A 26,285-nucleotide genomic window follows, 5' to 3' on the forward strand; every position below is an offset into this window, starting at 1 on the left:
CAGGATGTGATCAGGGTTCAAGCGTGGCGAAAATACTCACCAAAATCAGTACCAGATTACCAAGAATCATCTCCGCAAGCGTCAGCAAGGTCAAGATACGAATAGCCGCGGGATGGTGGCGCGCCATGGCGGGAACCACGGCATAACGATTGGTTACCGCCAGGATCACCATCACCGCCACCACGGCTATTTTTATCAGCAGCAGCCGCTGGTACGGCGCCGACCCATCGAGCGGCCAATGGCCCAGAACCAGCGCGGTATTGACGATACCGGTGAAAATGACCAGCGCCACCGCAGCATGTCCGCTGCGCGAAAAACGAATCAGCGCGCGCAGCGCGTCCGGACGCGCCGTCTCGCGTAGCAGCGGCAGACAAAACAGCAGCGGCAGCAGCCCGCCCAGCCACCAGGCGGCGGAAAACAGATGCACCATTTGATTGAGCCGCTGCATGACGCCGCGCAGTCCCTCGCTCATCGCCGTGTGGCCTACCAGCGCCAGGCTTGCCAGCAGGCCGGCCATGGCGGCGAGCAATGCCCGCTGCCTGATGGCGGTCATCGGCCCATGGCCCGCGGCCAACACCGCCGCCAGCGCGATAGCCATATGCCACAGCCAGACAGTGCCGAAGGCGGTGCCGAGCACCGCCGCCCAGATGGCGGGGGAAAGGGTTTGCGTCCAGCCGTCCCCCATTTGCCCGGCTTGCAACCCCAGCAGGACAACCGCCGACGCCAGGGCGACCCAGGCCAGAACGCGCAAGGGCGCGCCCAGGGATGCGCGCAGGCCGGCGCGCAGTGCGGGCGGCGCCAGGTACTCGCAAAACAGGGCGGTACCGAACGCCTGCATCACCGCCGCGATATGGAGATAGCGGCAGGCGGAATAGCACTCCGCCAGGCTTAGCATCTATTTAACGCTGAATTGATAATTGCCTTGGGTTTTATGACTGTCCACCGATACCACATGCCATTGCACTTGATACTCGCCGGCGGCCAGGGGCTTTTCAATGGGCACGATGACCTGCTTAGGGTTGGCGGGGTCGACCTTGATGGCGCCGGTGGGGATGACGGTGTTGCCGGGGCCGGTTAGCGTCAGGCCGCTGAAGCCAGGCTCGATGCCCTCGCTGAAGGTGAGCGTTAACGCCTGCGGCGCGGCGGTCATGGTGGCGTTGGCCGCCGGATATTGCGTTTTCAGGTGCGCATGCGCCTGGGCCTGTTGCGATCCCAACAAAGTCAGGGCAGTGACTAACAGCGTCAACAGGGGCGCGGTAAAAGGTTGGCTTGACATCGATGTCGTTTCCTAAGACTGAACGGGTATCCTGTCGGTTAAACCGACGCTTGGCGGTCCACCGCGGGAGCATTGCCGGTTATTCGTTTATTCTTGGGAAACAAAAAACCCGGCGCTGCTACCGGTTTGCCTGGACGCAAACTGATGATAACGGCAGCCGGGGCTGAAGTCGAGCAAACCACTGTCCGCGCGGGGATTTACATCGGCGCGGCCGTATTGTCGCCACCGTTCATTTTTTTCAAATCCTGATCGATAAAGAACAGTCCGCTGTTATTGGTATCCACCAGCGCCAGCTTGTCGAGGATGGATTTAAACAATTTTTCTTCTTCGTGCTGTTCGGAGACGTACCACTGCAGGAAGTTAAACGTCGAATAGTCCTGGGAGATCATCGCCGCATGGACCAGTTCGTTGATTTTCACCGTGATCATCTGCTCATGTTCATAGGTGCGCTTAAACAGCTCGGCCAATGAGGTAAAACCGGTTGGCGGCGCCTCGATTGCGCCCAGCACCGGCATGGTGCCGGTATCGTTGAGATAGTCGAACAGGCGGCGCATATGGTCCATCTCTTCCAGAGATTGGGTCTTGAGAAAGGCCGATGCGCCTTCGTAGCCCTTATCACTGCACCAGGCGCTCATTTGCAGATAAAGATTGGCGGAAAAAAATTCCAGATTGAGTTGCTCGTTAAGCTTTATTGCCATTTCTTGTTTTAGCATGGGCAGGCTTCCTTATGATGATTACGCCAATACGAATATAAACATTATGCCCAAATGCTAACAAAAATTACACTATAATTTAACCAATGAGTAATTTAATATTTTTTATGTATTAAATTCATAAGGTTATTTATTTTTATAATGAGATTTTTTCTATAAAATCATTATTTATTAATGGTAGTGATAGGTATTCTTATTTGTATTATGAATACGCCAGGCCATTATTTCGGACAATGATAGCCATATTATTGCGTCGGCTGTTAATACAAACGATTATTATTTGTATCGCTGTCCCGTCGACCCTTGCGTTTTGCCGCGCAGTACCCTATTTTTAGCAGCATTGACCTTACAAGCGGCAGGAGGCGGTATGCAATATAATCTGGCCACACTGGGCAGCGAGGCGATGGACAAGATCAATGTCGATCTGGCCGCGTCCGGCGTGGCGTTCAAGGAGCGGTACAATATGCCGGTGGTCGCCGAGCATGTGGAACGGGAACAGCCAGAGCCTTTGCGCGCTTATTTTCGCGAGCGGGTGGCCTTTTATCGCCAGGCGTCGCTGAATTTTTCCCGTTTGCCATATGAGCCACGAAAATAATCCGCCAATGGCCTATAATGGACTGGCAATGCCCCGGCACGTGCCTGAACCAACGGCCGGAAGGCAAGCAGGCGCCGCGCGCCACGCCAGCGGTGCATGGCTTGCCGGCCCGCGCGGCGCTGTCCGCCGTGCGGCAAAATAGCACAAAATGACTTGATTATCAGTGCCAACAGGCAGTTAATCATTTCTACATTTCCGGTTCTTTTACAGAGAGGTAAATATGAGTAAGGGAATGGATCGTAAGAAAGACACCAAAAAGAAACCGCTGAAATCGCCGGAAGAAAAACGCGCCGACAAGCGTAACAGAAAGACCCAGCCTGATATCGTGTAAGGCTAACCCATATTAAACCCGCATCTGATGCGGGTTTTTTGTCGGCGCTATTCAGGGCATAATGGCTTTTTTATTTAGCCTTGGACAGGTAACGTCATGTCTTTTCGTGTTATCGATACCGAAACCTGCGGACTGGACGGCGGCGTCGTGGAAGTCGCCTCGGTGGACGTCGTTGACGGCCGGTTATGCAATGCCATGAGCGATCTGGTCAACCCCGACCGGCCCATCGGCTACGAGGCCATGGCCATCCACCATATCACCGAGGCCATGGTCGAGGATAAGCCGCGTATCGCCAAGGTGATTGGCCGCTATCACGGCAGCCCGTATTACGTGGCGCATAACGCCGCATTCGACCGGCGCATGTTGCCGGAAATGCATGGTCAATGGATCTGCACGGTCAAGCTTGCGCGCAAGCTCTACCCGGGTTTGAAATACAGCAACCAGTACCTGCGCTATGCGCTGGGTCTCGAGGTCGCCGTGCCGGAGGGTCTCTATCCCCATCGCGCCCTGTATGATTGTTACGTCACCGCGGCCCTGCTGATGAAAATCATCGGGGATTCCGGCTGGAGCGCCGAGCAAATGGCGGCCTTAAGCAATGAAACCACCCTGCTTACGACGTTAAAGTTCGGCAAATACCGGGGCCAGCCGATGGAACGGATCGCGCGCGAGGATCCCGGCTATTTGAAATGGATGCTCAACAACCTCAAGGACCTGTCGGCGGATATGCGTTACAGCATTAACCATTACCTAAAGCAGTCCTCAGACGCAGCGCATCAATAAATGAAATGCGCCGCCCGTGAGGCTTGCGCCGCCGTTTTATGCCGCCGGCGGCGCCTTGTCCGTCAGGGACAGGATAAAGGTATACTCCATGGCAATACCTTCGTAGCCTTTGAAACGCCCGGATTTGCCGCCGTGTCCGGAGTCCATGTCGGTACACAGCAGCAGCAGATTGTCGTTGGTCTTCACCGCCCGGAGTTTCGCCACCCATTTGGCCGGCTCCCAATACTGCACCTGGGAGTCATGTAAACCGGTGGTGACCAGCAGATGCGGGTAAGGCTGGGCGCTGACCCGATCATAGGGACTGTACCGCTTGATATAGTCGTAGTAGTCTTTTTCCTGCGGATTGCCCCACTCGTCATATTCTCCGGTGGTCAGCGGTATGCTGTCATCAAGCATGGTGGTAACGACATCCACGAAGGGCACCTGGGCCACCACGCCTTTAAACAGATCCGGCGCCATATTGATCACCGCGCCCATCAGCAGGCCACCGGCGCTGCCGCCCATGGCAAAGGCTTGTTTTTCGTCCCCATAGCCGTTAGCCAGCAGATGCCGGCTGACGTCGATAAAGTCGTTAAAGGTGTTGAGCTTGTTGAAGAGCTTGCCGTCTTCATACCACTGCTGGCCTAATTCACCGCCGCCGCGGATATGCGCCAGGGCGAAGACGAATCCGCGGTCAAGCAGGCTCAGCCGGCTGGCGCTGAAATCAGGATCCATGCTGCTGCCGTAGGAACCATAGCCGTAGACCAGCAGCGGATTTTGCCCGCGCTGGAACAGATCCTTGCGATAGACCAGCGACACCGGCACCTCGACGCCGTCGCGGGCGGGAACCCATAGTCGCTCGCTGCGGTAGTGCTCGGCGTCGAAATTTTTCACCTGCGACTGTTTCAGCAGCCGGCGCTCACCGGTATCCATATTCAGCTCAAACAGCGTGGTCGGCGTGGTCATGGAGGAATAACCATAGCGCAGCCACGCGCTATGCGGATCGGGATTATAGGCCAGCCAGGTGACATAGGTGGGGTCGTCAAAGGCGATGCCCTTCTCCTCCCCGGTCTGCCAATGGATCTGCCGCAGGCTGGTCAGGCCCTGGTGGCGCTCCTCCACCACCAGCCAATCGCTGAATAAGGTAAAGTTTTCCAATACCACATCGTCCCTGGCCGGGATCACCGTTTGCCACAATTTTTCATCGCCCGTTTCGCAGCGGTAGAGGGCGAAATTCTTGCCTTCGCGGTTGGAGCGGACGTAAAAATGGCCCTGGAAGTGATCCAGCGAATACTCATGGTCATGGCGGCGGGTCAGGAATACCTGCGGGCTGGCCTGGGGATCGTCGGCGTCCAGCAGCAGGATCTCGCCCGACGTGGTGCTGCCCAGCGCAATAATAATATAACGTTCCGACGTGGTTTTATGCACGCTGACATAAAATGTGTCGTCTTTTTCCTCATACACCAGCTCATCCTGCGCCGGCGAGGTGCCGACCCGGTGACGGTAGACCTGGTAGGGCAGCAGCGTTTTTTTATGCTTGCGCACGTAGTAGAGGATCTGTGAATCGCTGGTCCATTCAAAACCCGACGAGGCATCCTCGAGCACTTCCGGATACCACGAATCGCGGGCCAGGTTCTTGAAACGAATGCCGTACAGGCGCCGTGACAGAAAATCCTCCGCCGCCGCCATGATGGCGTTATCCGGACTGATCTCAAGCGCCCCCATGGTATAGAACTCGCTTTGCGCCGCGCGCTTGTTGCCGTCAAGCAGGATCTCCCATTCGGCCGTTTCGGGCAGATCGGCGCGCTGGCGGGTATAGATGGCGTACTCATTGCCTTGCTCATAGCGGCTTTGGTAACGATAACCGCGCCGGACGTAGGGTACCGAGCGATCCTGCGGCGGTATGCGCTCCACCATTTCGGTAAATAAGCGGTGGCGCAGCTCCTCATGGCCCTCCATCATGGCTTCGCCATAGGTATTCTCTTGGGCCAGGTAGTCCAGCACGGCGGGGTCTTCACGTTTGTCGTCGCGCAGCCAGTAATAATCATCGACGCGTGTCTCACCATGCACGGTCAGGTTATGCGGTCTTTTTTCAGCTATTGGGGGAAATCTCATACGCACCCTTCCTTATTTCTCATAAGAAACAGAGTGGCACGAATATGCCGGGTTGCCAAGCGCAGCCGATTTTATCGCCTGCGCCGGCAACGGGGGGTCAGCGTGGCGGGACGGCGGTTATCTGGGCTTTAAGCTGTTGTTCGAGGCCGGTTTTTACGTCATCAGGAATTTTCAGCGCCAGCGCCAGCGCATCCATATAGCTTCTTTCCATAAAATGATCGACGTCGACCACCGCGCAGCTGAGGTAATAGATCTCCAGGGCCTCGTCCTCGCCGTGAATATCCTGCGCCAGGCGCGCCGGGTCCAGCGGCTGGGCGATGGCGTCCTGGACCAGATGCTCCACATCCTCGCCCAGTCCCAACTGCTGCAGGTTGTCCCGAATGGCCCGTTGCTCATGGTCGTCGATGTGGCCGTCGGCCTTGGCGGCAAAGACCAGGGCCGTCACCAGCCGCTGCGTGCGACGGTCGATGGGCGTGGGAGGCTGGGTAAACTGCGCATCGTGCTGATGGGTTTCGCGCACGCGTTTTTTATATTGGTCCCACAGCACCGCGCCTATCGCGGCGCCGCCGCCGATAAACAGGGCGTTCTTGCCCACCGCGCCCATCATCTTGCGTGACGATTTATTGGCCACCAGCAGGCCGGCCAGCCCGCCAAGCGCGCCGGGCGCCAGCAGGCCCGCCAGGTTGCCGCCCTGATCCCCCGGCCCGCCCTTTTGCTGGACCAGGGTCTGGATTTTCTGCAGCCACTGATTCATTGCCGTTCCCCTTTAGGTGGTGTATGCCGGACGGTGCCCGGCGCCACATGTCCTAACCTAGCGGATATTGTGTCAAGTTGTTAAAAGGGTTTGCAAAGATAGCGTGGCCGCCGATGTCCGGACGCGCATTTCACGCCGCGCGTCCGGCAGGGAGTGTTATTGCTGGAGGGAATAACTTATTTCACCTTTTTCACAATCAAGGTTCACAGCATAGGCGCGATCGGCGGTTTGCCCGCGAATTTTCAGCGGCGCCTGCCAGTTGTCGCCGTTGCCGGTGATATCCTCGGGGTTGACCTGGGCGACAATGGTATCGCCGCCCAGGGCCTTTTTATCGTCGTCGGTGTGGGGAAAGCGATTCTGGGTGTAGTCCTGTTTAATCAGCTCCGCCACCTGGGGGGCGTTGAGATCGGGACAGGCCGCAACCTTATACGTCTTCCCGGGCTGGCTTTTTTTGGCCGGTTCCTTCGCCGTCGGCGTTTTATTATCGGCGGCGGCCGGCGCGGCTTCCGCCTTGGCCTTCTCCGCCGGGGCCTTTTTAGCCGGCGCCGGTTTATCGGCGGCCGGGGGCTCCTCCGGCTGTTTTTTAACCGGGGCGGCGGCCGGCGGCGTTGCCGGGGCCGGCGCGGCGTCATTAGCCGGCGGTGTCTGTGCCGGAGCGGCGTTATTCGCCGGCGCCGGGGCGGCGGTGCCCGGTTGCGTATTCTGCGTTTGTCCGGCGGGCTGCTGAGTGGTGGACGCGCCTTCCGTGGACGTTTGCGAGGCGGCGGCCTGCCCAGCCGCCTGCGGTGTTTGATCTTCCGCGGCCGCGAGTGACGGCAGCAACATGCCGATGACGATGACGCCTAACAGGCCGATTCCCGTTTTATGCATAAAACCTCCACTTGTTCTGATTATCCGTTCTCAAGGTATTGAATGATAATAGCCGGTTAAAATTACGTTGAGAACGGGAATTATACGAACTATAACAAAAGCCGGGCGTTTTTGGCGGCGTCCAGGCCGATTCCCACGTCCTGCTCTCCCCTCTTCGTACCGGCGCTGCTGCACGCGCAATCGTTTTCGTTTATACTGCGCGCAATTTTTATCAGGTCAGGGGAAAGCGGATGTTAATCATAGGCACGGCGTTACGTCCCGGCGCCACGCGGGTCATGCTGCTGGGCAGCGGTGAATTGGGCAAAGAGGTGGCGATTGAGTGTCAACGGCTTGGCGTCGAGGTGATTGCCGTCGATCGTTATGCGAACGCCCCGGCGATGCATGTCGCCCATCGCGCGCACGTCATCAATATGCTGGACGGCGATGCGCTCAGGGCGGTGATTGAACTGGAACGGCCCGATTTTATCGTGCCGGAAATCGAAGCCATCGCCACCGACATGCTGGTAGCCCTTGAACATGAGGGCCATCATGTTGTGCCCTGCGCGCAGGCCACGCGCCTGACCATGAACCGCGAGGGCATCCGCCGCCTGGCGGCGGAAACGCTGGGCCTGCCCACTTCCGCCTACCGTTTTGCCGCCGACCGCGCCGGGCTGGACCAGGCGGTATCGGCAATCGGATATCCTTTGATTATCAAACCGGTGATGAGTTCGTCGGGTAAAGGCCAGAGCCTGGTACGCGCGGCCGCCGGCCTGGACGCGGCCTGGAACTATGCGCAGCAGGGCGGCCGCGCCGGCGGCGGCAAGGTGATTGTCGAGGGCCTGGTCCCCTTTGATTTTGAAATTACCCTGCTTACCGTCAGCGCCGTCGATGGTATCCATTTCTGCGATCCCATCGGTCATCGCCAGGAGGACGGCGATTACCGGGAATCCTGGCAGCCGCAGCACATGAGCGCGGTGGCGTTGCAACGGGCGCGGGATATCGCACAACAGGTCGTGACCGCCCTGGGCGGCCGCGGATTGTTCGGCGTTGAGCTGTTTGTGCGCGGCGACGAGGTGATATTCAGCGAAGTGTCGCCGCGTCCGCATGATACCGGCATGGTGACCCTTATCTCCCAGGATCTGTCCGAATTCGCCCTGCATGTGCGCGCCTTCCTCGGCCTGCCCGTCGGCGCGATCCGCCAGTACGGCCCGGCGGCGTCGGCGGTTATCCTGCCGGAGCTGACCAGCAGCGACGTGCGTTTCAGCGGCCTGGAGCAGGCGCTGAAAGCGCAAACGCAGATCAGGCTGTTCGGCAAGCCGGAAATCGGCGGCAAGCGCCGTCTTGGCGTGGCCCTGGCCATGGCGCAGACGGTGGAAGAGGCGGTAAAGGATGCCAAAGCCTGTGCCGCGGCGGTCAAGGTCAGCGGCTGATGCGCCAGGCCTGAACCAAAAAAAAGCTCCTCTTGCGAAGGAGCCCTTATTACCTGCCTGAATGGCGGGAGCGGATGCGCGCCGGCTTAAAGCTTGGCGCCGGCCACCGCTTCTTTAGCCAGTTCGGTGATGCGCGCATAATCGCCCGCTTCCAGCGCATCGTTAGGCACCAGCCAGGAACCGCCGATACACAGCACGCTTTTCAGCGCCAGGTAATCACGGTAGTTCTTCGGTGAAATGCCGCCGGTGGGGCAGAAACGCACCTGCGAGAACGGACCGGCAATCGCTTGCAGCGCCTTGACGCCGCCGTTGGCCTCGGCCGGGAAAAATTTGAACTCGCGCAGGCCGTAATCCATACCGAGCATCAGTTCGGAAACAGTGGCGATACCCGGTATCAGCGGAATGGTACCCGCGACGGCCGCTTTCAGCAAGGGTTCGGTCAGGCCAGGGCTGATGGCGAACTGCGCGCCGGCAGCGGTCACTTCCGCCAACTGCTCGACATTGGTCACGGTGCCCGCGCCGACGATGGCCTCGGGCACTTCTTTGGCGATGGCGCGGATGGCGTCCATCGCGCAGGGGGTGCGCAACGTGACTTCCAGTACACGCACACCGCCGGCGACCAGCGCTTTGGCTAAAGGAACCGCGTGTTCCAGCTTATTGATAACGATAACGGGTACTACCGGGCCTGAGGTCAGGATAGTTTCCGCGCTTGTTTTCCAATGCTTCATGACTTGCTGTCTCCGTATGAACATCATCACCGCGTGTTTAAGGCGTGGCACGCCAAAACACCGGGCTAAAAATTACCGGCGCGGGATCAACCCGGCACCGGTGGGGAATGCGGTGTTATTCAAACTCGTTCCAGGAACGGCCGTCCCGGGTAATCATGGCCACCGAGGCCACCGGCCCCCAGGTGCCCGCCTGGTAAGGCTTGGGCGCGTCATTGTCGGACGCCCAGGCTTCCATAATGGAATCCACCCAGGTCCAGGCCTCTTCCACTTCGTCGCGGCGCACAAACAGCGCCTGGATGCCGCGCATGGTTTCCAGCAGCAGCCGTTCGTAGGCATCCGCCAGATGTTCCTGGTTAAAGGTTTCACTGAAACTCAAATCCAGCTTGGTGGTTTGCAGGCGATGCTTATGATCCAGCCCCGGCACCTTATTGAGGATTTGGATATCCATGCCCTCGTCCGGTTGCAGGCGGATGGTCAGCTTGTTCTGCGGCAATTCCTGGTAGGAGTCGCGGAACAGATTCAGCGCCGGGTTCTTGAAATACACCACCACTTCGGAACATTTGGTCGGCAAACGCTTGCCGGTGCGCAAATAGAACGGCACGCCCGCCCAGCGCCAGTTGTCGATATCCACCCGGATAGACACAAAGGTCTCGGTATGGCTGGCCTTGTTGGCGCCCTCCTCCTCCAGGTAGCCCGGCACTTTCTTGCCCTGTACAAACCCCGCGGTATACTGGCCGCGCACCGTGGTATCGCGCACATTGGTGTGATCGATAGGCCGCAGGGAACGCAATACCTTCACTTTTTCGTCGCGGATGCGATCGGTGGTCAGATCGGATGGCGGCGACATGGCGATCATGGTCAGGATCTGCAGCAGATGGCTTTGGATCATGTCGCGCATCTGGCCGGCTTTATCGAAATAGCCCCAGCGACCCTCGATGCCCACTTCTTCCGCCACGGTGATCTGGACATGGTCGATAGTCCGGTTGTCCCAATTGCTGGCGAACAGGGAATTGGCAAACCGCAGCGCCAGCAGGTTGAGCACCGTTTCTTTACCGAGATAATGGTCGATGCGGTAAACCTGGCACTCTTTGAAATATTCCGCCACCTGATCGTTAATCACGCGCGAAGAGGCCAGATCGGTACCCAGCGGTTTTTCCATCACTACCCGGCTCGGCTCTTTATTCAGGCCGGCCTGGCCCAGGCCCTGGCAGATGGCGCCAAAGGTATTGGGCGGCATGGCAAAATAGTTAATGGTCACCCGGGCCTGCTGGTCGAGTTTTTCACCCAGCCGGTTGAAGTGCTTGGTCTCGTTAACGTCAAGGTTACAGAAATCCAGGCGGCCGCTGAGCGTTTTCCAGAGCTTCTCGTCGATGGTTTCCTTCATGAAGGTTTCCAACGCTTCGCGTACCACCTTGGTATAGGCTTTCACGTCCCAGTCAGCACGGCCAACGCCGATAATGCGCGTCTCCGGATGAATGGAGCCGGCTTTCTCCAGCTGATATAGCGAGGGCAGCAGTTTGCGCCGTGCCAGATCGCCTTTGGTGCCGAAAATCACCAGATCGCATGCCTGGGCTATGGATGTTACCGCCATGTTCCTCTCCTCGTACAGGATGTTTGTAATTTTATTACATTTTAAATGGTTTTATTTTGATGCCGGCCAAAAGAATGCCAAAAAAACCGCGTGTAAACGCTTTTTTTCACCATTAATCACACCATGTCCGCCATGAAAATGTAATTTATTAACAGTTTTGTCAATACATTACACTTCTGAAAGTTAGACACAGCTCATAGTCTGGCAAAAAACCTGCCGTGCCGGTCAGATTAACTGCCTTTGCACCGCGCGTCGTAGTATATTTCATCAAATCGGTAATGATTTCTCCTTTGTGTGAAATCGGTTAAACCCATGAGCTATTAACTTATGAACATGCTGGAAAAAATTAACAGCCATATGGAATTGCTGAGTAAATCCGAGCGTAAAGTGGCGGACGTGATCCTGGCCTCGCCCCAGACCGCCATCCATTCCAGCATTGCCATACTGGCCAGGATGGCCGACGTCAGCGAGCCTACCGTCAATCGTTTTTGCCGCCGCCTGGATACCAAAGGCTATCCTGATTTTAAATTACATCTCGCCCAGAGTCTGGCTAATGGTACACCTTATGTAAACCGTAATGTCGATGAGAACGACGGGGTCGATTCCTATACTGTAAAAATTTTTGAATCCACCATGGCCAGCCTGGAACAGGTCAAAACCCGTCTGGACATCAGCGCCGTCAACCGGGCGGTGGATTTGCTGACCCAGGCGAAAAAGATTTCCTTCTTTGGCCTGGGCGCGTCCGCGGCGGTCGCCCATGACGCCATGAATAAATTTTTCCGCTTTAATATTCCCATCGTGTATTCCGAGGATATCGTCATGCAGCGCATGAGCTGCATGAATTCCAGCGAAGGCGATGTCGTGGTGCTGATATCCCATACCGGCCGGACAAAAATGCTGGTGGACCTGGCGCGGCTGGCGCGGGAGAATGACGCTACCGTTATCGCCATCACCTCCGAATACTCGCCCCTGGCCCATGAAGCCACGCTAACCCTGGCCCTTGATGTGCCGGAGGATACCGATGTCTTTATGCCCATGATATCGCGTATTGCCCAATTAACCCTGATAGATGTCCTGGCCACCGGGTTTACCTTGCGCCGGGGTGCGAAATTCAGGGATAACTTGAAGCGGGTCAAGGAAGCTTTACGGGAATCGCGCTTTGATAAAGCCGATTCAGCAGCGTATAAATTTGATTAATATCGTAAGATATGAACAATAACCCCTCATGGCAGCCCAGGCTACACCGGGCCGGTTCAAAGATGGGGAACGTCTCAACACAGCCGGACTGGCGGCAACGGGCGGCGATATCCAACCGCTGCCTGATAGTACCGCCGGTTTCGATGTTTTCGCTACACCAATAATGCCCAAGTCAACGGAGTTATCCATGTCCAGACGGCTCAGAAGAACCAAGATTGTAACCACCCTGGGGCCAGCCACTGACCGCGACAATAATCTGGAAAAAATTATTGCCGCCGGCGCCAATGTGGTTCGCCTTAATTTTTCCCACGGTACGGCGGAAGATCATTTCAATCGGGCCAACAAAGTACGTGAAATCGCCGCCAAGCTGGGACGACACGTGGCCATACTCGGCGATTTGCAGGGGCCTAAGATTCGCGTATCGACGTTCAGGGAAGGCAAGGTGTTCCTGAGCGTGGGCGATAAGTTTCTCCTTGATGCCAACTTGGGCATCGGCGAAGGCGATCGGGAAAGCGTAGGCATCGATTATAAAGGCCTGCCCGGTGACGTGGTGCCCGGCGATGTCCTGCTGCTCGACGATGGCCGCGTACAGCTAAAGGTGCGTGAAGTCCAGGGCATGAAGGTCTTTACCGAGGTGACCGTCGGCGGTCCGTTGTCCAATAACAAGGGCATCAATAAAATGGGCGGCGGCCTCTCGGCGCCGGCACTGACCGAAAAAGACAAGGCCGACATCATCACCGCCGCTAAAATCGGCGTGGATTACCTGGCGGTCTCCTTCCCGCGCACCGGCGAGGATTTGAACTATGCGCGCCGCCTGGCCCGCGACGCCGGCTGCAATGCCAAGATCGTCTCCAAGGTAGAGCGCGCCGAGGCGGTGGCAAGCGACGAGGCCATGGATGATATTATCCTCGCCTCCGACGTGGTGATGGTGGCACGCGGTGATCTGGGGGTGGAAATCGGCGATCCGGAACTGGTCGGCATCCAGAAAAAATTGATCCGGCGCGCCCGCAAGCTCAATCGCGCGGTGATTACCGCCACCCAGATGATGGAATCGATGATCACCAACCCGATGCCGACCCGCGCCGAAGTGATGGACGTGGCCAACGCGGTGCTGGACGGCACCGATGCGGTAATGCTCTCCGCCGAAACCGCGGCCGGGCAGTATCCGGCGGAAACGGTGGCGGCCATGGCGCGGGTGTGCCTGGGCGCCGAAAAAATCCCCAGTATCAATGTGTCCAAACATCGCCTGGACGTGCAGTTTGATAATATTGAAGAAGCGATTGCCATGTCCAGCATGTACGCGGCCAATCATCTCAAGGGGGTCAGCGCCATTATCACCATGACCGAATCCGGCCGCACGCCCCTGATGATGTCGCGCATCAGCTCAGGCCTGCCTATTTTTGCCCTGTCCCGGCACGAGCATACGCTCAATCTTACCGCGCTCTATCGCGGCGTCACGCCGGTATATTTTGACAGCGACGGCGACGGCGTGGCCGCGGCCACCCATGCCGCCAACCTGCTGCGGGATAAAGGCTTCCTGATGTCGGGCGATCTGGTCATCATCACCCAGGGTGATGTGATGAGCATGGTGGGCACCACCAATACCAGCCGCATCCTGCTGGTGGAGTAATACCAGCCGCCCATGGCATGCTGTGCCCGCCAACCCCGAGCTCGACGCAGACGGGTTAAGGGAGAGCGTGCCAATGGGGTCGAATCGGGCGTGGTATTTCCGCCCGACCGAGCGCCCCATGGTGCGGTAGGCCCGCCAACCCCGAACTCAACGCGGACGGGTTAAGGGAGAGCGTGCCGATGGGGTCGAATCGGGCGTGGTATTCCCGCCCGACCGAGCGCCCCATGGTGCGGTAGGCCCGCCAACCCCGAACTCAACGCGGACGGGTTAAGGGAGAGCGTGCCGATGGGGTCGAATCGGGCGTGGTATTCCCGCCCGACCGAGCGCCCCATGGTGCGGTAGGCCCGTCAACACCGCGCTTACAGCAGTCGTGTTTAAGGGAGAACGTACCTATGGGGTCTTTTTTCTTGCCTGTTCTGGGCAATTAACGCTTATAGGGATCTTTATCGCCGGGCTTGCGCGTTTTCAGCAGTTTCAGGATCCAGGTATATTGCTCCGGATTCGGCCCCACCAGGTTTTCCACTTCCTCGTTCATCCGCCGGGCAATATAGCGATCGTCCTGGCCGGCAATATCGTCCATTGGCGGACGAACATAAATATCCAGCTGGCTGGTCTTACTGTTGTACACCGGAAATAGCGGGATTACCGCCGCCCGACAGATTTTCATCAAACGGCCGATTGCCGGCAGCGTCGCTTTATAAGTGGCGAAAAAATCCACGAACTCGCTATGCTCAGGCCCATGATCCTGGTCCGGCAGGTAATACCCCCACCACCCCTGCCGCACCGAGCTGACAAAAGGCTTAACCCCGTCGTTGCGCGCATGCAGCCGCCCGCCGAAACGGCGCCGCACCCGATTCCACATATAGTCCACCAGTTCGTTGCGCTGGTTATGGAACATACCGGCGACCTTCTGCCCGCGCGCCGACATCAGCATGGCCGGCACATCCACCGCCCAGCCGTGCGGCACCAGGAAAATAATATTGCGCTGCTGCGCCGTAGCCTGCGCAATAATCTCCTCGTGGTGCCAATGAACCCGGCTTGACAACCTGTCGGGATTCCGGCAAGCCAGCTCGGCCATCAGCACCGTGGATTGCGGTACCGTGGCGAACATATCGTCAATGATTTTTTCCCGCGCCGGTTCGCTCAGCTCAGGCAGGCAGTACAGTAAATTGGCCCGGGCGCGATGGCGCGCGCCTTTGGCGAGTTTACCCACCATCCGGCCGATGCCGCCCAATACCGGATCGCGTAAACGCGGCGGGATAAAGGTCGCGCCGGCGATTAAGCCGATACCGCACCAGACGCCCCAGTAGCGCGGGTGATAGAACTCGGTTTTAAATTGCGGAATGAATTCAACGGCGGTGATCTTGTTATCGTTTTCCATGCAACTCTCTTTGCTTTCAATCGCCCTGACGGTCGAAAACCCGTGCTGTCGATTGATGAGGCGGGCTCTATGTCCCTTCTTGGCATAATGTAGCGGTAATCATAAACATAAAACGGCAGCCGATCATCTATCGGCTGCCGTTAAGATAACATATCAGTCGAATTGAAGCTGCGGCATGGCTTGCCTGACCTGCGCCAGATAGTCCAGGCGCTCTTTGCCGCTCAGGCCTTCGGTAACCGGCAGCTTGGCGGTCAGCGGATTGACCGCCTGCTGGTTGACCCAGATTTCATAATGCAGATGCGGCCCGGTGGAACGCCCGGTATTGCCGGAGAGCGCAATGCGATCGCCACGTTTCACCTTCTGGCCCGGCTTCACCAGCAATTTCTTTAAATGCATATAGCGGGTGGTATATTGGCGCCCGTGCCGTATGGCCACGTAATTGCCGGCGCCGTCGCCGTTTTTGCTGACCACCACCTCGCCGTCGCCCACCGCCAGCACCGGTGTGCCCACCGGCATGGCGAAATCCACGCCGCGGTGCGGAGCGATATGCCCGGTGACGGGATTCAGGCGCCGGGGATTGAAGTTAGAGGATACGCGGAACTGCTTCATGGTGGGAAAACGCATAAACCCGCGCGCCAGGCCGGCGCCGTCGTTGTTGTAAAATTTACCGTCCTCGGCGCGGAAGGAATAATAATCCTTGCCGCCGGTGTTGATGCGCACGGCCACCAGTTCGCTTTGCTCGCTGCGCCCGTCGAGCATTTCCCGGGAGGTCAGCACGGCGAACTTATCCCCTTTTTGCAGCTTGCGAAAATCGAGCTGCCACTGCATAGCCTTAATGACCGCGCTGACTTCGGCGTTTGACAATCCCGAGGCGCGGGCGCTGTTGACAAAGCTGCCGTTGAGCTGGCCTGTCAGCGCTATATTTTTCCACTCGCCGGCCAGATTGGCCACGCTTTGTTTAAAACCGCCGTCAATACGGTCATAGGTGCGGGTTTCCCGGCGCGACATTTCCCAGGTCAGGCGCTGCAGTTCGCCGGCGTCGTTCAGGGTCCAGGAAATTTGCTGGCCGATCTTCAGATTACGCAGATCGGGAAACTGCTGGGCCAGTTGGCCGATATCGGACATATCGATGCCATACTGCGTCAAAATACTGCCCAGGGTATCGCCGGTGGACACCACATATTCATGGACGCCCGTTTCATCCGTCACCTTCTCGTCCAGTTCATCTTCCGGCGGCACGTCGTCGTCGTTATCGGCGGCGGATTGATCGATAGGCTCGCTGGCCTCGGGGGCCAGAGTGCGGGCCGGCGCGTCGACCACCGGCGCGGGCCGGCTGACGGTGGGTTCAATAACAGGGGAATAGACGTATGGCCGCCATACCGCCACGGCCAGGGTAACCACGGTGAGCGACCCCAGCATGACGCGGTGGGGTCGGGGCAGATTATTATACGCCAGCGTGATAGAGCGAAGTATCTGCTGCACTTATTACTATCCTCATGAGTTCTTCTCCAGGCAGCTCACGTACTGGTTCGTCAATTGCAGCAGGAAGTCAATGTAGCTTGCCTTGCCCAATGCGATACCAGTCCCCAGCGGGTCGAGGGTGCCGATACGCACGCTCGTTCCCTGGGCCACAGCGTTGATAACGGCTGGCCTGAATTGTGGCTCAGCAAATATGCACACGGCCTTTTGCTCAACCAACTGTGTTCGAATATGGTGTAATGCCTGGGCGCCCGGTTGGATTTCGGGATTAACGGTGAAATACCCCAAAGGGGTCAGGCCATAGTGTTGTTCGAAATAGCCATAGGCATCGTGAAACACGAAATACCCTTCTCCGCTTACCGGCGCTAGCATTGTAGCGATATTTTTGTCATTTTTTGTCAATGCCGCGGTGAAAAACAGCAGATTCGCGTCCAATTGTGATTTTTTTTCGGGCATCAGCCGCAATAATTGGTCGTGGATGGCGAAAGCGGCCTGTTTGGCAATCTCCGGCGACATCCACAGATGCATATTATATTCGCCGTGATGGTGGTCGTCCGCGTGGGCCGAATCCGCCGGGTCGTCGTGCTCCGCACCTTTTATCAGCAGCGGGCGGACAGACGGCAGCGTGGACAGCATCAGGTTTTTGTCCGCCGGCAAGGCCGCCGCCGGCTTACTCATAAAGGCTTCCAGTTCCGGACCGACCCAGACCAGCAGGGAGGCGTTCTGGATACGTTTGATGTCGGAGGGCCGCAGCGCATAGTCATGAGGCGACGCGCCATCAGGCAACAGGACATCGGTCGGCATCACGCCGTCGCCGATGGCGGAGGCTATAAATCCCAGCGGCCTGATGGAGGCGACGATATTAGCCCAGGCCGGGGCACTGGTCGCGGCAAGCGCCAATACGCCGGCCAGCAGCAGGCGTGGGAATTTTTTACTGCGGGAATTCATAGCGATAATTCTCTTCGGCAACGGTTGGGGGTGTGATATTATAACATTTTGGCTGTTTCGCAACTGTAATTCACATGACCAATCTGGTAACGCTTGACGGTATTTCCGTCTCCTTCGGGCAAAAACACGTCTTGAGTCACATCTCTTTAACGCTGCGCGCCGGCCGGATCCTGACCTTAATGGGTCCGAACGGCGCCGGAAAATCCACGCTGGTGCGGGTAGTGCTCGGCCTGATCGCGCCCACGGCGGGCATCTTGTCGCGTACGGCCCGCCTGCGCATCGGTTATGTGCCGCAAAAAATCCATCTTGACGTCACGCTGCCGCTGACGGTCGGCCGCTTTATGCGCCTGCGGCCCGGGGTCGGCAAAGACGATGTGCTACCCGCGCTGGCGCAGGTCCAGGCCGCTCATTTGCTGGAACAGCCGATGCAGAAATTATCCGGCGGGGAAATGCAGCGGGTGCTGCTGGCGCGCGCGCTGCTCAATAAACCGCAGTTGCTGGTGTTGGATGAACCGACCCAGGGCGTGGACGTGAGCGGCCAGGTGGCGTTATACGATTTGATCGACCAAATTCGCCACAGGTTTGGCTGCGGAGTGCTGATGGTCTCCCATGATTTGCATCTGGTCATGGCGAAGACCGACGAGGTCTTATGCCTGAACCAGCATATTTGCTGCTCCGGCTCGCCGGAAACGGTCTCCGCCCATCCGGAATTTATCGCCATGTTCGGTTATCACGGCGTCGAACAGCTGGCCGTTTACCGGCATCACCATAATCATGCCCACGATCTGCAGGGCCAGGTAGTGCGCCGGCGTGAGGACGGCCCGTTATGATTGAACTGCTGCTGCCCGGCTGGCTGGCCGGCGTATTGCTGGCCATGGCGGCCGGTCCCCTGGGGTCGTTTGTCGTCTGGCGCAAGATGTCCTATTTTGGCGACACGCTGGCCCATGCGTCGCTGCTTGGCGTCGCCTTCGGCCTGCTGCTGAATATCAATCCTTTCTACGCCGTCATCGCCGTGACGCTGGTGCTGGCGCTGATACTGGTATGGCTTGAGCGTTATCCTCAGCTGGCCATCGACACTGTGCTGGGCATCATGGCCCACAGCGCCCTGTCACTGGGGCTGGTGGTGGTAAGCCTGATGTCGAATGTACGAGTGGACCTGATGGCCTATCTGTTCGGCGATCTGCTGTCGGTCACCCTGTCCGATATTTTACTGATTGCCGCCGGCGTGGCGGTGGTGCTGATACTCCTGGCCTGGCAGTGGCGGGCGCTGCTGTCGGTGACCATCAGTCCGGAACTGGCTCATGTGGATGGGATTTCCCTGCCGCGGGTAAAACTCTTACTGATGCTGGTCACCGCCCTGACTATCGGCCTGGCGATGAAGTTTGTCGGCGCGCTGATCATCACCTCGCTGTTGATTATCCCGGCCGCCGCCGCGCGCCGTTTTTCCCGCACGCCGGAACAGATGGCGTTACTGGCGGTAGTGGCCGGCATGATTGCGGTGACCGGCGGATTGACGCTATCGGCGTGGTATGACACGCCGGCGGGGCCATCGGTGGTGTTGTGCGCGTCGGTATTGTTTGGGTTGAGCTTGTTGAGTCGGCAGAGGGTGTAGCGCCAACCAACGGCTGATTAATAGCAAATAGGTGCCAGCGGCGGCGGCAATCAAACAACCCATACGGTAAACTGAGCGTTGTCCATGGATGTTGCTTAACGATAGGAGATACGCGTGATTATCGCCCAGGTAACAGACATTCATGCGGCCCAGGACAATGATAACCTGTCCCGGCTTGACCGCGCCCTTGCATGGCTGGACTTGATCAAACCCGACGGTTTGGTCCTCACTGGCGACCTGGTTGATGATGACTGGATCGACGGCTACACCGCGATTGCCGCCCGTCTGGGTAATCGGGCCTATCCTGCATTTATCCTGCCGGGTAATTCCGATAACCGCACCTCGATGCGGGCCATTTTCGGCTGTGCTTACTGGGCCGACGATGCTGTTGGCGCACTGCATTTTGTGGCGGATATCGAGGGTGTTCGCCTTATCGGCCTTGACTCAACGGCTAAGGGAACGTCAGTGGGAAGCGTGGATGAACATCTTCCCTGGTTGGAAAAAAGGCTATTATCTGAGGGGCCGGCAACGTCAATGTTGTTTTTGCACCATCATGTATTTGCGAGCGGCATCCCGCCTATGGATCAAATCATGTGCCGCGGGTCGGTGGCATTGGGTGAATTTTTGCGAAGACAACCGCGACGCCCCGTCGCGATAGCGACAGGTCATGTTCATCGACCTGTCGCGGGTACACTGGCGGGAATACCCGCCTATATCTGCGGATCCATTTGTCCCGCAAATCCTATGTGGTTTGGCGCGAAAACCGTCCCACCGGCTAACGACCCGCCCGCGCTCATGATCCATCGCTGGGTAAACGGTACCCTGGTTAGCCATCATATTTCCGTTTGAGTCCGTGAATTGGGTGCGTCTGCTTTCATTTTGCGTGCTCACGCCCATAGCCGATTCCATGCGATATGCGTCATTCTCCTTATAAAGCAGCCGGTTATAGGACTGAGAGCAGAAGTCAGCACGCAGCATAAAATTGCTTATTAAGCCGTTGCTTAGTCGTTGATATTGATTTTGCTTCTGACCTTGAACGTGCTTTTGACCTTAGACCGGCATCAAGCGCGCTGACGGCACGGTGCACGACCGGACGAGCCGCAGGGATGCGGCGAGAGCTAAGGCCCGCGCCGGGAGCGCGTGCCTTGTGGTCCAAAGGGCGTGAACCGGGACGGAAGGCACCGCGCAGCGGCGCGCGACCTGCCGGAAGCCCGGGGGTCGAGGGGGCCGGGGCGACTGCCGGCCCATCGTCGATTGCCCGCACGGGGCAATATATAACACCGCGACGTGTGGCAAGCGAAACTTTCCTCACTGTCGAAAAAGCATGTGCCCCACACGGCAAGAGAAACTCACCCAGCCGTCATTAAAAACATGTGCCCCACACCGGAAGCGAAACTTACTCAGCGTTCAAAAGGCGCCGACCCACACAACAAGCAAAGCAACGCCGCCTGTACCGTCGACGATTAATGCCTCTCTAAAGCTCCCCGCGCACTATGCCAAAATGCTTATACGCAAACGCCGTCGCAATTCTCCCCCGCGGCGTGCGCTGGATAAACCCCTGCTGGATCAAAAACGGCTCGATCACATCCTCGATGGTTTCCCGCTCCTCGCCGATAGCCGCCGCCAGGTTATCCAGCCCCACCGGGCCGCCGATAAACTTATCAATAATCGCCAGCAGCAGCTTACGGTCCATAAAATCGAAACCTTCGGTATCGACATTGAGCAAATTCAGGGCGTTGACCGCCACATCATCGGTAATATTGCCCTCGGCGCGAACCTCGGCAAAATCCCTTACCCGCCGCAGCAGGCGATTGGCGATACGGGGCGTGCCGCGGGCGCGTTTGGCAATTTCATGGGACCCGGCCTCCGTGATGCTAAGCTCCAGGCATTGGGCGCTGCGTTTGACGATATGCTGCAAATCCGCCACCTGGTAAAATTCCAGACGCTGGACAATGCCGAAGCGATCGCGCAGCGGGGATGTGAGGGAACCGGCGCGGGTGGTGGCGCCCACCAGGGTAAAGGGCGGCAGCTCGATTTTAATCGATCGGGCGGCAGGCCCGTCGCCTATCATGATATCCAGCTGGTAATCTTCCATCGCCGGGTAGAGTACCTCTTCCACCACCGGCGACAGGCGATGAATCTCATCGATAAACAGGACATCATGCGGCTCAAGATTGGTGAGCATGGCCGCCAGGTCGCCCGGTTTTTCCAGTACCGGGCCGGAGGTAGTGCGCAGGTTAACGCCCATCTCGTTGGCGACGATATGCGCCAGGGTGGTCTTCCCCAATCCCGGCGGACCAAAAATCAGTAGATGATCAAGCGCGTCGCCGCGCATTTTGGCCGCCTGGATAAAGATTTCCATCTGCTCGCGCACGTGGGGCTGCCCGATATAATCTTCCAGGGTTTTCGGCCGGATGGCCCGGTCGATAATCTCTTCTTCTATCACCACGCCGGCGGAAATCAAACGGTCTGCTTCAATCATCCTCTACCTCACAGCGCGGCGCGCAGGGCGTCGCGGATCATCGATTCGCAATCGGCATCCGGCCGGGCCACTTTACTGACCATGCGGCTGGCCTCCTGAGGCTTATAACCCAGGGAAACCAATGCCGCAACCGCAACCGCTTCCGGATCGGTATCCGGCTTGCCGCTGGCCGGCGCGGTAAGCGGCATATCGCTGCCGCCGCCCAGGGCAAACAGTTCGCCGTTCATGCCCTTAAAGCGATCTTTCATTTCCACCACCAGCCGTTCGGCGGTTTTGGTGCCGACGCCGGGTAATTTGACCAGCGCGTTGATTTCCTGCCGTTCAACGGTGTTGACGAACTGCTGGGCCGACATGCCGGAAAGGATGGCCAGCGCCAGCTTGGGGCCGACGCCGTTCACTTTGATCAGCTCGCGAAACAACGCGCGTTCCTGTTTGTTGGTGAAGCCAAACAGCAGTTGGGCATCTTCCCGCACGATAAAATGCGTATAAATGATCGCTTCCACGCCGGTTTCGGGCAGCGCATAAAAACAGGTCATGGGCATATGGATTTCATAACCCACGCCGTGGATCTCAAGCAGCACCAGCGGTGGTTGTTTTTCCAGGATGATGCCTCTAAGACGTCCGATCACAGTAACCTTCCTTTCAGGGCTTATTTGTCATATGGCGATGGCATGTTTATAACATAATAAAGGCTGGATGAATATCCAGCCGGTTCGGGCCGGGGGCGGCTTTACCCCAGGCGGCCCCGGGAAAGATTAAGGCGGCTGTTGCCTAAGCGCAGCGCGTTCTGGTTGACATGGCAGTGAGTAATGGCAATCGCCAGGGCGTCGGCGGCATCCGCCTGGGGGCTGGCGGATAATTTGAGCAATACGCGCACCATATGCTGTACCTGGCTTTTGTCCGCCGAGCCGGTGCCGACCACCGTTTGTTTCACCTGGCGCGCGGCGTATTCAAACACCGGCAGCTCATGGTTCATCGCCGCCACGATGGCGACGCCGCGCGCCTGGCCGAGCTTAAGCGCCGAGTCGGCGTTTTTCGCCATAAACACCTGCTCGATGGCGAAAAAATCCGGCTGGAACTGGGTGATGATTTCGCTGACGCCGGCATAAATGAGCTTTAGCCGGGTGGGCAGGTCATCCACCTTGGTGCGGATACACCCGCTGCCAAGATAGGTGAGCACCCGTCCCTGCTGGCGTAAAATGCCGTAACCGGTGATGCGGGAACCCGGGTCGATACCGAGGATAATCGTCATATCCGGGCACCGCCCAGGCTGCCGTCACACCGGAAGTCCGTCACAGCGTCGCCGCCACCTCGTCGGAGATTTCGCCGTTATGGTAGACTTCCTGGACGTCGTCGGAGTCTTCCAGCAGGTCAATCAGCCTGAGCAGCTTGGGCGCGGTTTCCTCGTCCAAATCGGCCTTGGTGGAAGGAATTAACCCCACCTCGGAAGAATCGGCGTGTAATCCGGCGGCCTCCAGGGCGTCCTTGACCCGGCCGAAATCTTCCGGCGTGGTGTAGACATCGATAGCGCCGTCGTCATAGGTCACCACATCTTCCGCGCCGGCTTCCAGCGCCGCGTCCATCACCTGATCTTCCGTCAGGCCCGGGGCATAGGAAATCACGCCTTTTTTGGTGAACAGGTAGGAGACCGACCCGTCGGTGCCCAGGTTGCCGCCGGTCTTGGTAAACGCGTGGCGGACCTCGGCCACGGTGCGATTACGGTTGTCGCTCAGGCACTCCACCATGACCGCCGTACCGCCGGGGCCGTAACCTTCGTACACAATGGTTTCCATTTGCGTATCGTCGTCGCCGCCGACGCCGCGCGCGATGGCGCGGTTAAGCGTGTCGCGCGTCATATTATTCGCCAGCGCCTTGTCCACCGCGGCGCGCAGGCGCGGGTTGGATCCCACGTCGCCGCCGCCCAGGCGCGCGGCGGTCACCAGCTCGCGAATGATTTTGGTAAAAATCTTGCCTCGTTTACTGTCCTGAGCCGCTTTACGATGCTTGGTGTTGGCCCACTTACTATGACCTGCCATAACTCTCTCCGAAATAAGCCTTCTCAGGCCGGATAAATAACAAATTCTTCAATCGCCTGCCGATTGCTCCAGGATTTGGTCAGTAAGGCCGCCTCGGCGGCCGGCAGCCAGCGGTAAGCCAGATGTTCGCTGATTGCGGGTACCCGTTCAGAGGGTAACGTTAAACTGAACCAATATTCTGTATTGCGCGTCACTCCCGGCGCATATCGGTGGCGCAAATGACTGAAAATTTCAAATTCGATACAACGCTCGCAGTCCCGCAGTTCAAGATGCTCGGCGTCGATATCGATGCCGGTCTCTTCCCTGACCTCGCGCCTGGCGGCGGCGGCCGGCGATTCACCGTCCTCAAGGCTGCCGGTCACCGACTGCCAGAACTGCGGGTCATCCCGCCGCTGCAACATCAATACCCGGCCGCTGTCGCCGGCGTAAATAACGATCAGCACCGATACCGGGCGTTTCCAGACCATTATTGCTGCCCGCGTTCCGCCGCTTCCTTGCCCTTGCCAATGACGGCAATAGACAATTCCGCCAGGGCGGCGGGGTTGCCGAAGCTCGGCGCGTCGGTCATCGGATCGGCGGCCGCGGTGGTCTTGGGAAAAGCGATAACGTCACGGATATTGTCGGTGCCGGTCAGCAGCATCACCAGGCGATCAAGGCCGAAGGCCAGGCCGGCATGGGGCGGCGTGCCGTATTTCAGCGCATCGAGCAGGAAACCGAATTTTTCCCGCTGTTCATGCTCGGTGATGCCGAGAATGCCGAACACCGTCTGCTGCATTTCGCTGCGATGGATACGCACCGAGCCGCCGCCGACCTCATAGCCGTTCAACACCATGTCGTAGGCGTTGGCGACGGCGTCCAGCGGCGCGGCCGCAAGCGCGTCGGGATCCATGGCCAGCGGCGCGGTAAAGGGATGGTGCATGGCCGCCAGGCCGCCCTCGTCGTCTTCTTCAAACATCGGGAAATCGATCACCCACAGCGGCGCCCAGCGCGTCTCGTCGGTCAGTTGCAGGTCGCGGCCCAGCTTCAGGCGCAGCGCGCCCAGCGCGTCGGTGGTGATTTTATAACGATCCGCGCCGAAGAACAGGATATCGCCGTCCTGCGCGCCGGTGCGGTCGAGGAGGGATTCAAGCACGGCGGCGTCGAGGAATTTGGCCACCGGACTTTGTATTCCGTCGAGACCCTGGTCGCGCTTATTGACCTTGATGTAGGCCAGGCCGCGGGCGCCGTAGATTTCAATAAACTTGCCGTATTCGTCGATCTGCTTGCGGCTCAGCTGGCCGCCGCCGGGAACGCGCAGCGCCGCCACCCGGCCTTTGCTGTCGTTGGCGGGACCGGAGAATACCTTGAACTCAAGGTCTTTCACCAGGTCGGCGACGTCGACGATTTCCATGGGGTTGCGCAGATCGGGTTTATCGGACCCAAAGCGGCGCATCGCCTCGGCATAGGTCATCACCGGGAACGCGCCCAGATCGACGCCTTTGATTTCCTGCCACAGGGTGCACACCAGACGCTCCATGACCTCGCGCACCTGTCCGGCGCTCATGAAGGAGGTTTCCACATCGATCTGGGTAAATTCGGGCTGGCGGTCGGCGCGCAAATCTTCATCGCGAAAGCATTTCACGATTTGGTAATAGCGATCAAAACCGGACATCATCAATAACTGCTTGAACAGCTGCGGCGACTGCGGCAGCGCATAAAACTTGCCTTTGTGCACCCGGCTGGGCACCAGGTAGTCGCGCGCGCCTTCCGGCGTGGCCTTGGTCAGCATCGGGGTTTCGATATCCAGGAAGCCCTCGCCGTCCATAAAACGCCGCACGACGCTGGTGATACGCGCGCGCGCCTTCAGGCGCTGCGCCATTTCCGGACGGCGCAGGTCCAGGTAGCGATATTTCAGCCGCTGCTCTTCGGTATTGGTTTGATTTGAATCGAGAGGCAGGGGTTCGGAGCGGTTGATGATGGTAAGCTGCGTCGCCAGCACTTCCACCGCGCCGGTGGCCATCTCTTTATTAATCTGGCTGTCGGGACGCGCCCGTACGATGCCGGTCAGCTGGATGCAAAATTCGTTGCGCAATTCGGCCGCGCGGCTGAACGCCTCCTGGCGATCGGGGTCGAAAAAAACCTGCGCCAGCCCCTCGCGATCCCGCATGTCGATAAAAATCAGACCGCCGAGGTCCCGGCGGCGGTTAACCCAGCCGCACAATGTCACTTCCTGGCCTACATGGGACAAATTGATCTGTCCGCAATATACAGTACGCATAACGATATCCTTGATTTTCAGCCCGTGCCGTCCCGCTCGGTAAAGCGGGCCAGGGCTGTTATTCATTAATGACGAAAGTGGCGGCGATGCATCGGTATTTTGCCGGCGTTCGAAAGGCGGCC

At 58.2% G+C, this 26,285-nt stretch carries 25 protein-coding genes; 8 read left to right on the forward strand and 17 right to left on the reverse strand.

Annotated elements, in window-relative coordinates:
• Nucleotides 1–10: 10 nt before the first annotated feature.
• The 3 genes from copD to ftnA form a co-directional block, all read right to left on the reverse strand.
• Complete coding sequence (gene copD / locus ACL2XQ_RS15035; protein ID WP_413728513.1) at nucleotides 11–895, reverse strand: copper homeostasis membrane protein CopD; 885 nt, start codon at nucleotides 893–895, stop codon at nucleotides 11–13.
• Nucleotides 896–1,276 carry a CopC domain-containing protein YobA gene (gene yobA / locus ACL2XQ_RS15040; RefSeq protein ID WP_413722653.1) on the reverse strand — a complete coding sequence of 127 codons (381 nt, stop codon included), beginning with the start codon at nucleotides 1,274–1,276 and terminating at the stop codon, nucleotides 896–898.
• A 197-nt stretch (nucleotides 1,277–1,473) separates the two neighbouring features.
• Complete coding sequence (ftnA, locus tag ACL2XQ_RS15045; protein WP_410015328.1) at nucleotides 1,474–1,989, reverse strand: non-heme ferritin; 516 nt, start codon at nucleotides 1,987–1,989, stop codon at nucleotides 1,474–1,476.
• A 367-nt stretch (nucleotides 1,990–2,356) separates the two neighbouring features.
• Between ftnA and ACL2XQ_RS15050 the strand changes: the two genes are divergently transcribed.
• Together ACL2XQ_RS15050 and exoX are read left to right on the forward strand one after the other, a co-directional pair.
• A complete protein-coding gene (locus ACL2XQ_RS15050; protein ID WP_410015329.1) occupies nucleotides 2,357–2,584 on the forward strand; it encodes a DNA polymerase III subunit theta in 228 nt (75 codons plus the stop codon).
• A gap of 427 nt (nucleotides 2,585–3,011) precedes the next feature.
• Nucleotides 3,012–3,695, forward strand: coding sequence for an exodeoxyribonuclease X (gene exoX / locus ACL2XQ_RS15055; RefSeq protein WP_413739387.1), 684 nt, complete (start codon nucleotides 3,012–3,014; stop codon nucleotides 3,693–3,695).
• A 36-nt stretch (nucleotides 3,696–3,731) separates the two neighbouring features.
• Here exoX and ACL2XQ_RS15060 read toward each other — a convergent pair whose 3' ends face one another.
• From ACL2XQ_RS15060 to ACL2XQ_RS15070, 3 genes are all read right to left on the reverse strand, one after another.
• On the reverse strand, nucleotides 3,732–5,789 hold the full coding sequence (locus tag ACL2XQ_RS15060) for a S9 family peptidase (protein WP_413739388.1): 2,058 nt from the start codon (nucleotides 5,787–5,789) through the stop codon (nucleotides 3,732–3,734).
• Between the two features lie 97 nt (nucleotides 5,790–5,886).
• The gene (locus ACL2XQ_RS15065; protein ID WP_410015332.1) at nucleotides 5,887–6,543 is read right to left on the reverse strand and encodes a tellurite resistance TerB family protein; all 657 of its coding nucleotides are present in this window, start codon (nucleotides 6,541–6,543) and stop codon (nucleotides 5,887–5,889) included.
• A gap of 156 nt (nucleotides 6,544–6,699) precedes the next feature.
• Nucleotides 6,700–7,413, reverse strand: coding sequence for a YebF family protein (locus tag ACL2XQ_RS15070; RefSeq protein WP_413732873.1), 714 nt, complete (start codon nucleotides 7,411–7,413; stop codon nucleotides 6,700–6,702).
• A gap of 230 nt (nucleotides 7,414–7,643) precedes the next feature.
• Between ACL2XQ_RS15070 and purT the strand changes: the two genes are divergently transcribed.
• The gene (purT, locus tag ACL2XQ_RS15075) at nucleotides 7,644–8,822 is read left to right on the forward strand and encodes a formate-dependent phosphoribosylglycinamide formyltransferase (RefSeq protein WP_410015334.1); all 1,179 of its coding nucleotides are present in this window, start codon (nucleotides 7,644–7,646) and stop codon (nucleotides 8,820–8,822) included.
• A gap of 86 nt (nucleotides 8,823–8,908) precedes the next feature.
• On the opposite strand, the gene ACL2XQ_RS15080 is transcribed toward purT, so the two are convergent.
• Nucleotides 8,909–9,550 carry a bifunctional 4-hydroxy-2-oxoglutarate aldolase/2-dehydro-3-deoxy-phosphogluconate aldolase gene (locus ACL2XQ_RS15080; RefSeq protein ID WP_410015335.1) on the reverse strand — a complete coding sequence of 214 codons (642 nt, stop codon included), beginning with the start codon at nucleotides 9,548–9,550 and terminating at the stop codon, nucleotides 8,909–8,911.
• 115 nt (nucleotides 9,551–9,665) lie between these two features.
• Nucleotides 9,666–11,141, reverse strand: a complete 1,476-nt coding sequence (gene zwf, locus ACL2XQ_RS15085) for a glucose-6-phosphate dehydrogenase (protein ID WP_410015336.1) — start codon at nucleotides 11,139–11,141, stop codon at nucleotides 9,666–9,668.
• 327 nt (nucleotides 11,142–11,468) lie between these two features.
• Between zwf and ACL2XQ_RS15090 the strand changes: the two genes are divergently transcribed.
• Entirely contained in the window at nucleotides 11,469–12,338 is an 870-nt protein-coding gene (locus ACL2XQ_RS15090; RefSeq protein ID WP_410015337.1) for a MurR/RpiR family transcriptional regulator, read from the forward strand.
• A 187-nt stretch (nucleotides 12,339–12,525) separates the two neighbouring features.
• Nucleotides 12,526–13,968, forward strand: coding sequence for a pyruvate kinase (gene pyk, locus ACL2XQ_RS15095; RefSeq protein WP_410015338.1), 1,443 nt, complete (start codon nucleotides 12,526–12,528; stop codon nucleotides 13,966–13,968).
• Nucleotides 13,969–14,392: 424 nt separating this feature from the next.
• Here the strand turns inward: pyk and lpxM are convergent, their stop codons facing one another.
• From lpxM to znuA, 3 genes are all read right to left on the reverse strand, one after another.
• A complete protein-coding gene (lpxM, locus tag ACL2XQ_RS15100; protein WP_410015339.1) occupies nucleotides 14,393–15,349 on the reverse strand; it encodes a lauroyl-Kdo(2)-lipid IV(A) myristoyltransferase in 957 nt (318 codons plus the stop codon).
• A gap of 153 nt (nucleotides 15,350–15,502) precedes the next feature.
• On the reverse strand, nucleotides 15,503–16,831 hold the full coding sequence (mepM, locus tag ACL2XQ_RS15105) for a murein DD-endopeptidase MepM (protein WP_413739390.1): 1,329 nt from the start codon (nucleotides 16,829–16,831) through the stop codon (nucleotides 15,503–15,505).
• 12 nt (nucleotides 16,832–16,843) lie between these two features.
• A complete protein-coding gene (gene znuA, locus ACL2XQ_RS15110; protein WP_413739391.1) occupies nucleotides 16,844–17,776 on the reverse strand; it encodes a zinc ABC transporter substrate-binding protein ZnuA in 933 nt (310 codons plus the stop codon).
• 74 nt (nucleotides 17,777–17,850) lie between these two features.
• Here znuA and znuC point away from each other — a divergent pair, with 74 nt between their 5' ends.
• The 3 genes from znuC (at nucleotide 17,851) to ACL2XQ_RS15125 (ending at nucleotide 20,237) form a co-directional block, all read left to right on the forward strand.
• Nucleotides 17,851–18,606, forward strand: a complete 756-nt coding sequence (gene znuC / locus ACL2XQ_RS15115) for a zinc ABC transporter ATP-binding protein ZnuC (RefSeq protein ID WP_410015342.1) — start codon at nucleotides 17,851–17,853, stop codon at nucleotides 18,604–18,606.
• Nucleotides 18,603–19,388, forward strand: coding sequence for a zinc ABC transporter permease subunit ZnuB (znuB, locus tag ACL2XQ_RS15120; RefSeq protein WP_413722644.1), 786 nt, complete (start codon nucleotides 18,603–18,605; stop codon nucleotides 19,386–19,388). Before znuC ends, znuB begins: the two co-directional genes overlap by 4 nt.
• A 114-nt stretch (nucleotides 19,389–19,502) precedes the next feature.
• Nucleotides 19,503–20,237 (forward strand): metallophosphoesterase, encoded by a 735-nt coding sequence (locus ACL2XQ_RS15125; RefSeq protein ID WP_413739392.1) that lies wholly within the window; start codon nucleotides 19,503–19,505, stop codon nucleotides 20,235–20,237.
• Between the two features lie 625 nt (nucleotides 20,238–20,862).
• On the opposite strand, the gene ruvB is transcribed toward ACL2XQ_RS15125, so the two are convergent.
• From ruvB to aspS, 6 genes are all read right to left on the reverse strand, one after another.
• Nucleotides 20,863–21,870, reverse strand: a complete 1,008-nt coding sequence (ruvB, locus tag ACL2XQ_RS15130) for a Holliday junction branch migration DNA helicase RuvB (protein ID WP_410015345.1) — start codon at nucleotides 21,868–21,870, stop codon at nucleotides 20,863–20,865.
• 8 nt (nucleotides 21,871–21,878) lie between these two features.
• Nucleotides 21,879–22,499, reverse strand: coding sequence for a Holliday junction branch migration protein RuvA (ruvA, locus tag ACL2XQ_RS15135; RefSeq protein ID WP_413739393.1), 621 nt, complete (start codon nucleotides 22,497–22,499; stop codon nucleotides 21,879–21,881).
• A 101-nt stretch (nucleotides 22,500–22,600) separates the two neighbouring features.
• The gene (ruvC, locus tag ACL2XQ_RS15140) at nucleotides 22,601–23,122 is read right to left on the reverse strand and encodes a crossover junction endodeoxyribonuclease RuvC (protein WP_410015347.1); all 522 of its coding nucleotides are present in this window, start codon (nucleotides 23,120–23,122) and stop codon (nucleotides 22,601–22,603) included.
• A 40-nt stretch (nucleotides 23,123–23,162) separates the two neighbouring features.
• Nucleotides 23,163–23,906 (reverse strand): YebC/PmpR family DNA-binding transcriptional regulator, encoded by a 744-nt coding sequence (locus ACL2XQ_RS15145; RefSeq protein WP_410015348.1) that lies wholly within the window; start codon nucleotides 23,904–23,906, stop codon nucleotides 23,163–23,165.
• A gap of 23 nt (nucleotides 23,907–23,929) precedes the next feature.
• Nucleotides 23,930–24,373, reverse strand: coding sequence for a dihydroneopterin triphosphate diphosphatase (nudB, locus tag ACL2XQ_RS15150; protein ID WP_410015349.1), 444 nt, complete (start codon nucleotides 24,371–24,373; stop codon nucleotides 23,930–23,932).
• Nucleotides 24,373–26,163 carry an aspartate--tRNA ligase gene (gene aspS, locus ACL2XQ_RS15155; RefSeq protein WP_413739394.1) on the reverse strand — a complete coding sequence of 597 codons (1,791 nt, stop codon included), beginning with the start codon at nucleotides 26,161–26,163 and terminating at the stop codon, nucleotides 24,373–24,375. Before aspS ends, nudB begins: the two co-directional genes overlap by 1 nt.
• Between the last annotated feature and the right edge of the window lie 122 nt (nucleotides 26,164–26,285).

Source organism: Sodalis sp. RH14 (assembly GCF_047324285.1).
GTDB lineage: Bacteria > Pseudomonadota > Gammaproteobacteria > Enterobacterales > Enterobacteriaceae > Acerihabitans.

Bases quoted from the DNA above. Each gene is read 5' to 3' on its own strand.
- copD (WP_413728513.1), bottom strand. From the start codon at position 895: ATGCTAAGCCTGGCGGAGTGCTATTCCGCCTGCCGCTATCTCCATATC.
- yobA (WP_413722653.1), bottom strand. From the start codon at position 1,276: ATGTCAAGCCAACCTTTTACCGCGCCCCTGTTGACGCTGTTAGTCACT.
- ftnA (WP_410015328.1), bottom strand. From the start codon at position 1,989: ATGCTAAAACAAGAAATGGCAATAAAGCTTAACGAGCAACTCAATCTG.
- ACL2XQ_RS15050 (WP_410015329.1), top strand. From the start codon at position 2,357: ATGCAATATAATCTGGCCACACTGGGCAGCGAGGCGATGGACAAGATC.
- exoX (WP_413739387.1), top strand. From the start codon at position 3,012: ATGTCTTTTCGTGTTATCGATACCGAAACCTGCGGACTGGACGGCGGC.
- ACL2XQ_RS15060 (WP_413739388.1), bottom strand. From the start codon at position 5,789: ATGAGATTTCCCCCAATAGCTGAAAAAAGACCGCATAACCTGACCGTG.
- ACL2XQ_RS15065 (WP_410015332.1), bottom strand. From the start codon at position 6,543: ATGAATCAGTGGCTGCAGAAAATCCAGACCCTGGTCCAGCAAAAGGGC.
- ACL2XQ_RS15070 (WP_413732873.1), bottom strand. From the start codon at position 7,413: ATGCATAAAACGGGAATCGGCCTGTTAGGCGTCATCGTCATCGGCATG.
- purT (WP_410015334.1), top strand. From the start codon at position 7,644: ATGTTAATCATAGGCACGGCGTTACGTCCCGGCGCCACGCGGGTCATG.
- ACL2XQ_RS15080 (WP_410015335.1), bottom strand. From the start codon at position 9,550: ATGAAGCATTGGAAAACAAGCGCGGAAACTATCCTGACCTCAGGCCCG.
- zwf (WP_410015336.1), bottom strand. From the start codon at position 11,141: ATGGCGGTAACATCCATAGCCCAGGCATGCGATCTGGTGATTTTCGGC.
- ACL2XQ_RS15090 (WP_410015337.1), top strand. From the start codon at position 11,469: ATGAACATGCTGGAAAAAATTAACAGCCATATGGAATTGCTGAGTAAA.
- pyk (WP_410015338.1), top strand. From the start codon at position 12,526: ATGTCCAGACGGCTCAGAAGAACCAAGATTGTAACCACCCTGGGGCCA.
- lpxM (WP_410015339.1), bottom strand. From the start codon at position 15,349: ATGGAAAACGATAACAAGATCACCGCCGTTGAATTCATTCCGCAATTT.
- znuA (WP_413739391.1), bottom strand. From the start codon at position 17,776: ATGAATTCCCGCAGTAAAAAATTCCCACGCCTGCTGCTGGCCGGCGTA.
- znuC (WP_410015342.1), top strand. From the start codon at position 17,851: ATGACCAATCTGGTAACGCTTGACGGTATTTCCGTCTCCTTCGGGCAA.
- znuB (WP_413722644.1), top strand. From the start codon at position 18,603: ATGATTGAACTGCTGCTGCCCGGCTGGCTGGCCGGCGTATTGCTGGCC.
- ruvB (WP_410015345.1), bottom strand. From the start codon at position 21,870: ATGATTGAAGCAGACCGTTTGATTTCCGCCGGCGTGGTGATAGAAGAA.
- ruvC (WP_410015347.1), bottom strand. From the start codon at position 23,122: ATGACGATTATCCTCGGTATCGACCCGGGTTCCCGCATCACCGGTTAC.
- ACL2XQ_RS15145 (WP_410015348.1), bottom strand. From the start codon at position 23,906: ATGGCAGGTCATAGTAAGTGGGCCAACACCAAGCATCGTAAAGCGGCT.
- nudB (WP_410015349.1), bottom strand. From the start codon at position 24,373: ATGGTCTGGAAACGCCCGGTATCGGTGCTGATCGTTATTTACGCCGGC.
- aspS (WP_413739394.1), bottom strand. From the start codon at position 26,163: ATGCGTACTGTATATTGCGGACAGATCAATTTGTCCCATGTAGGCCAG.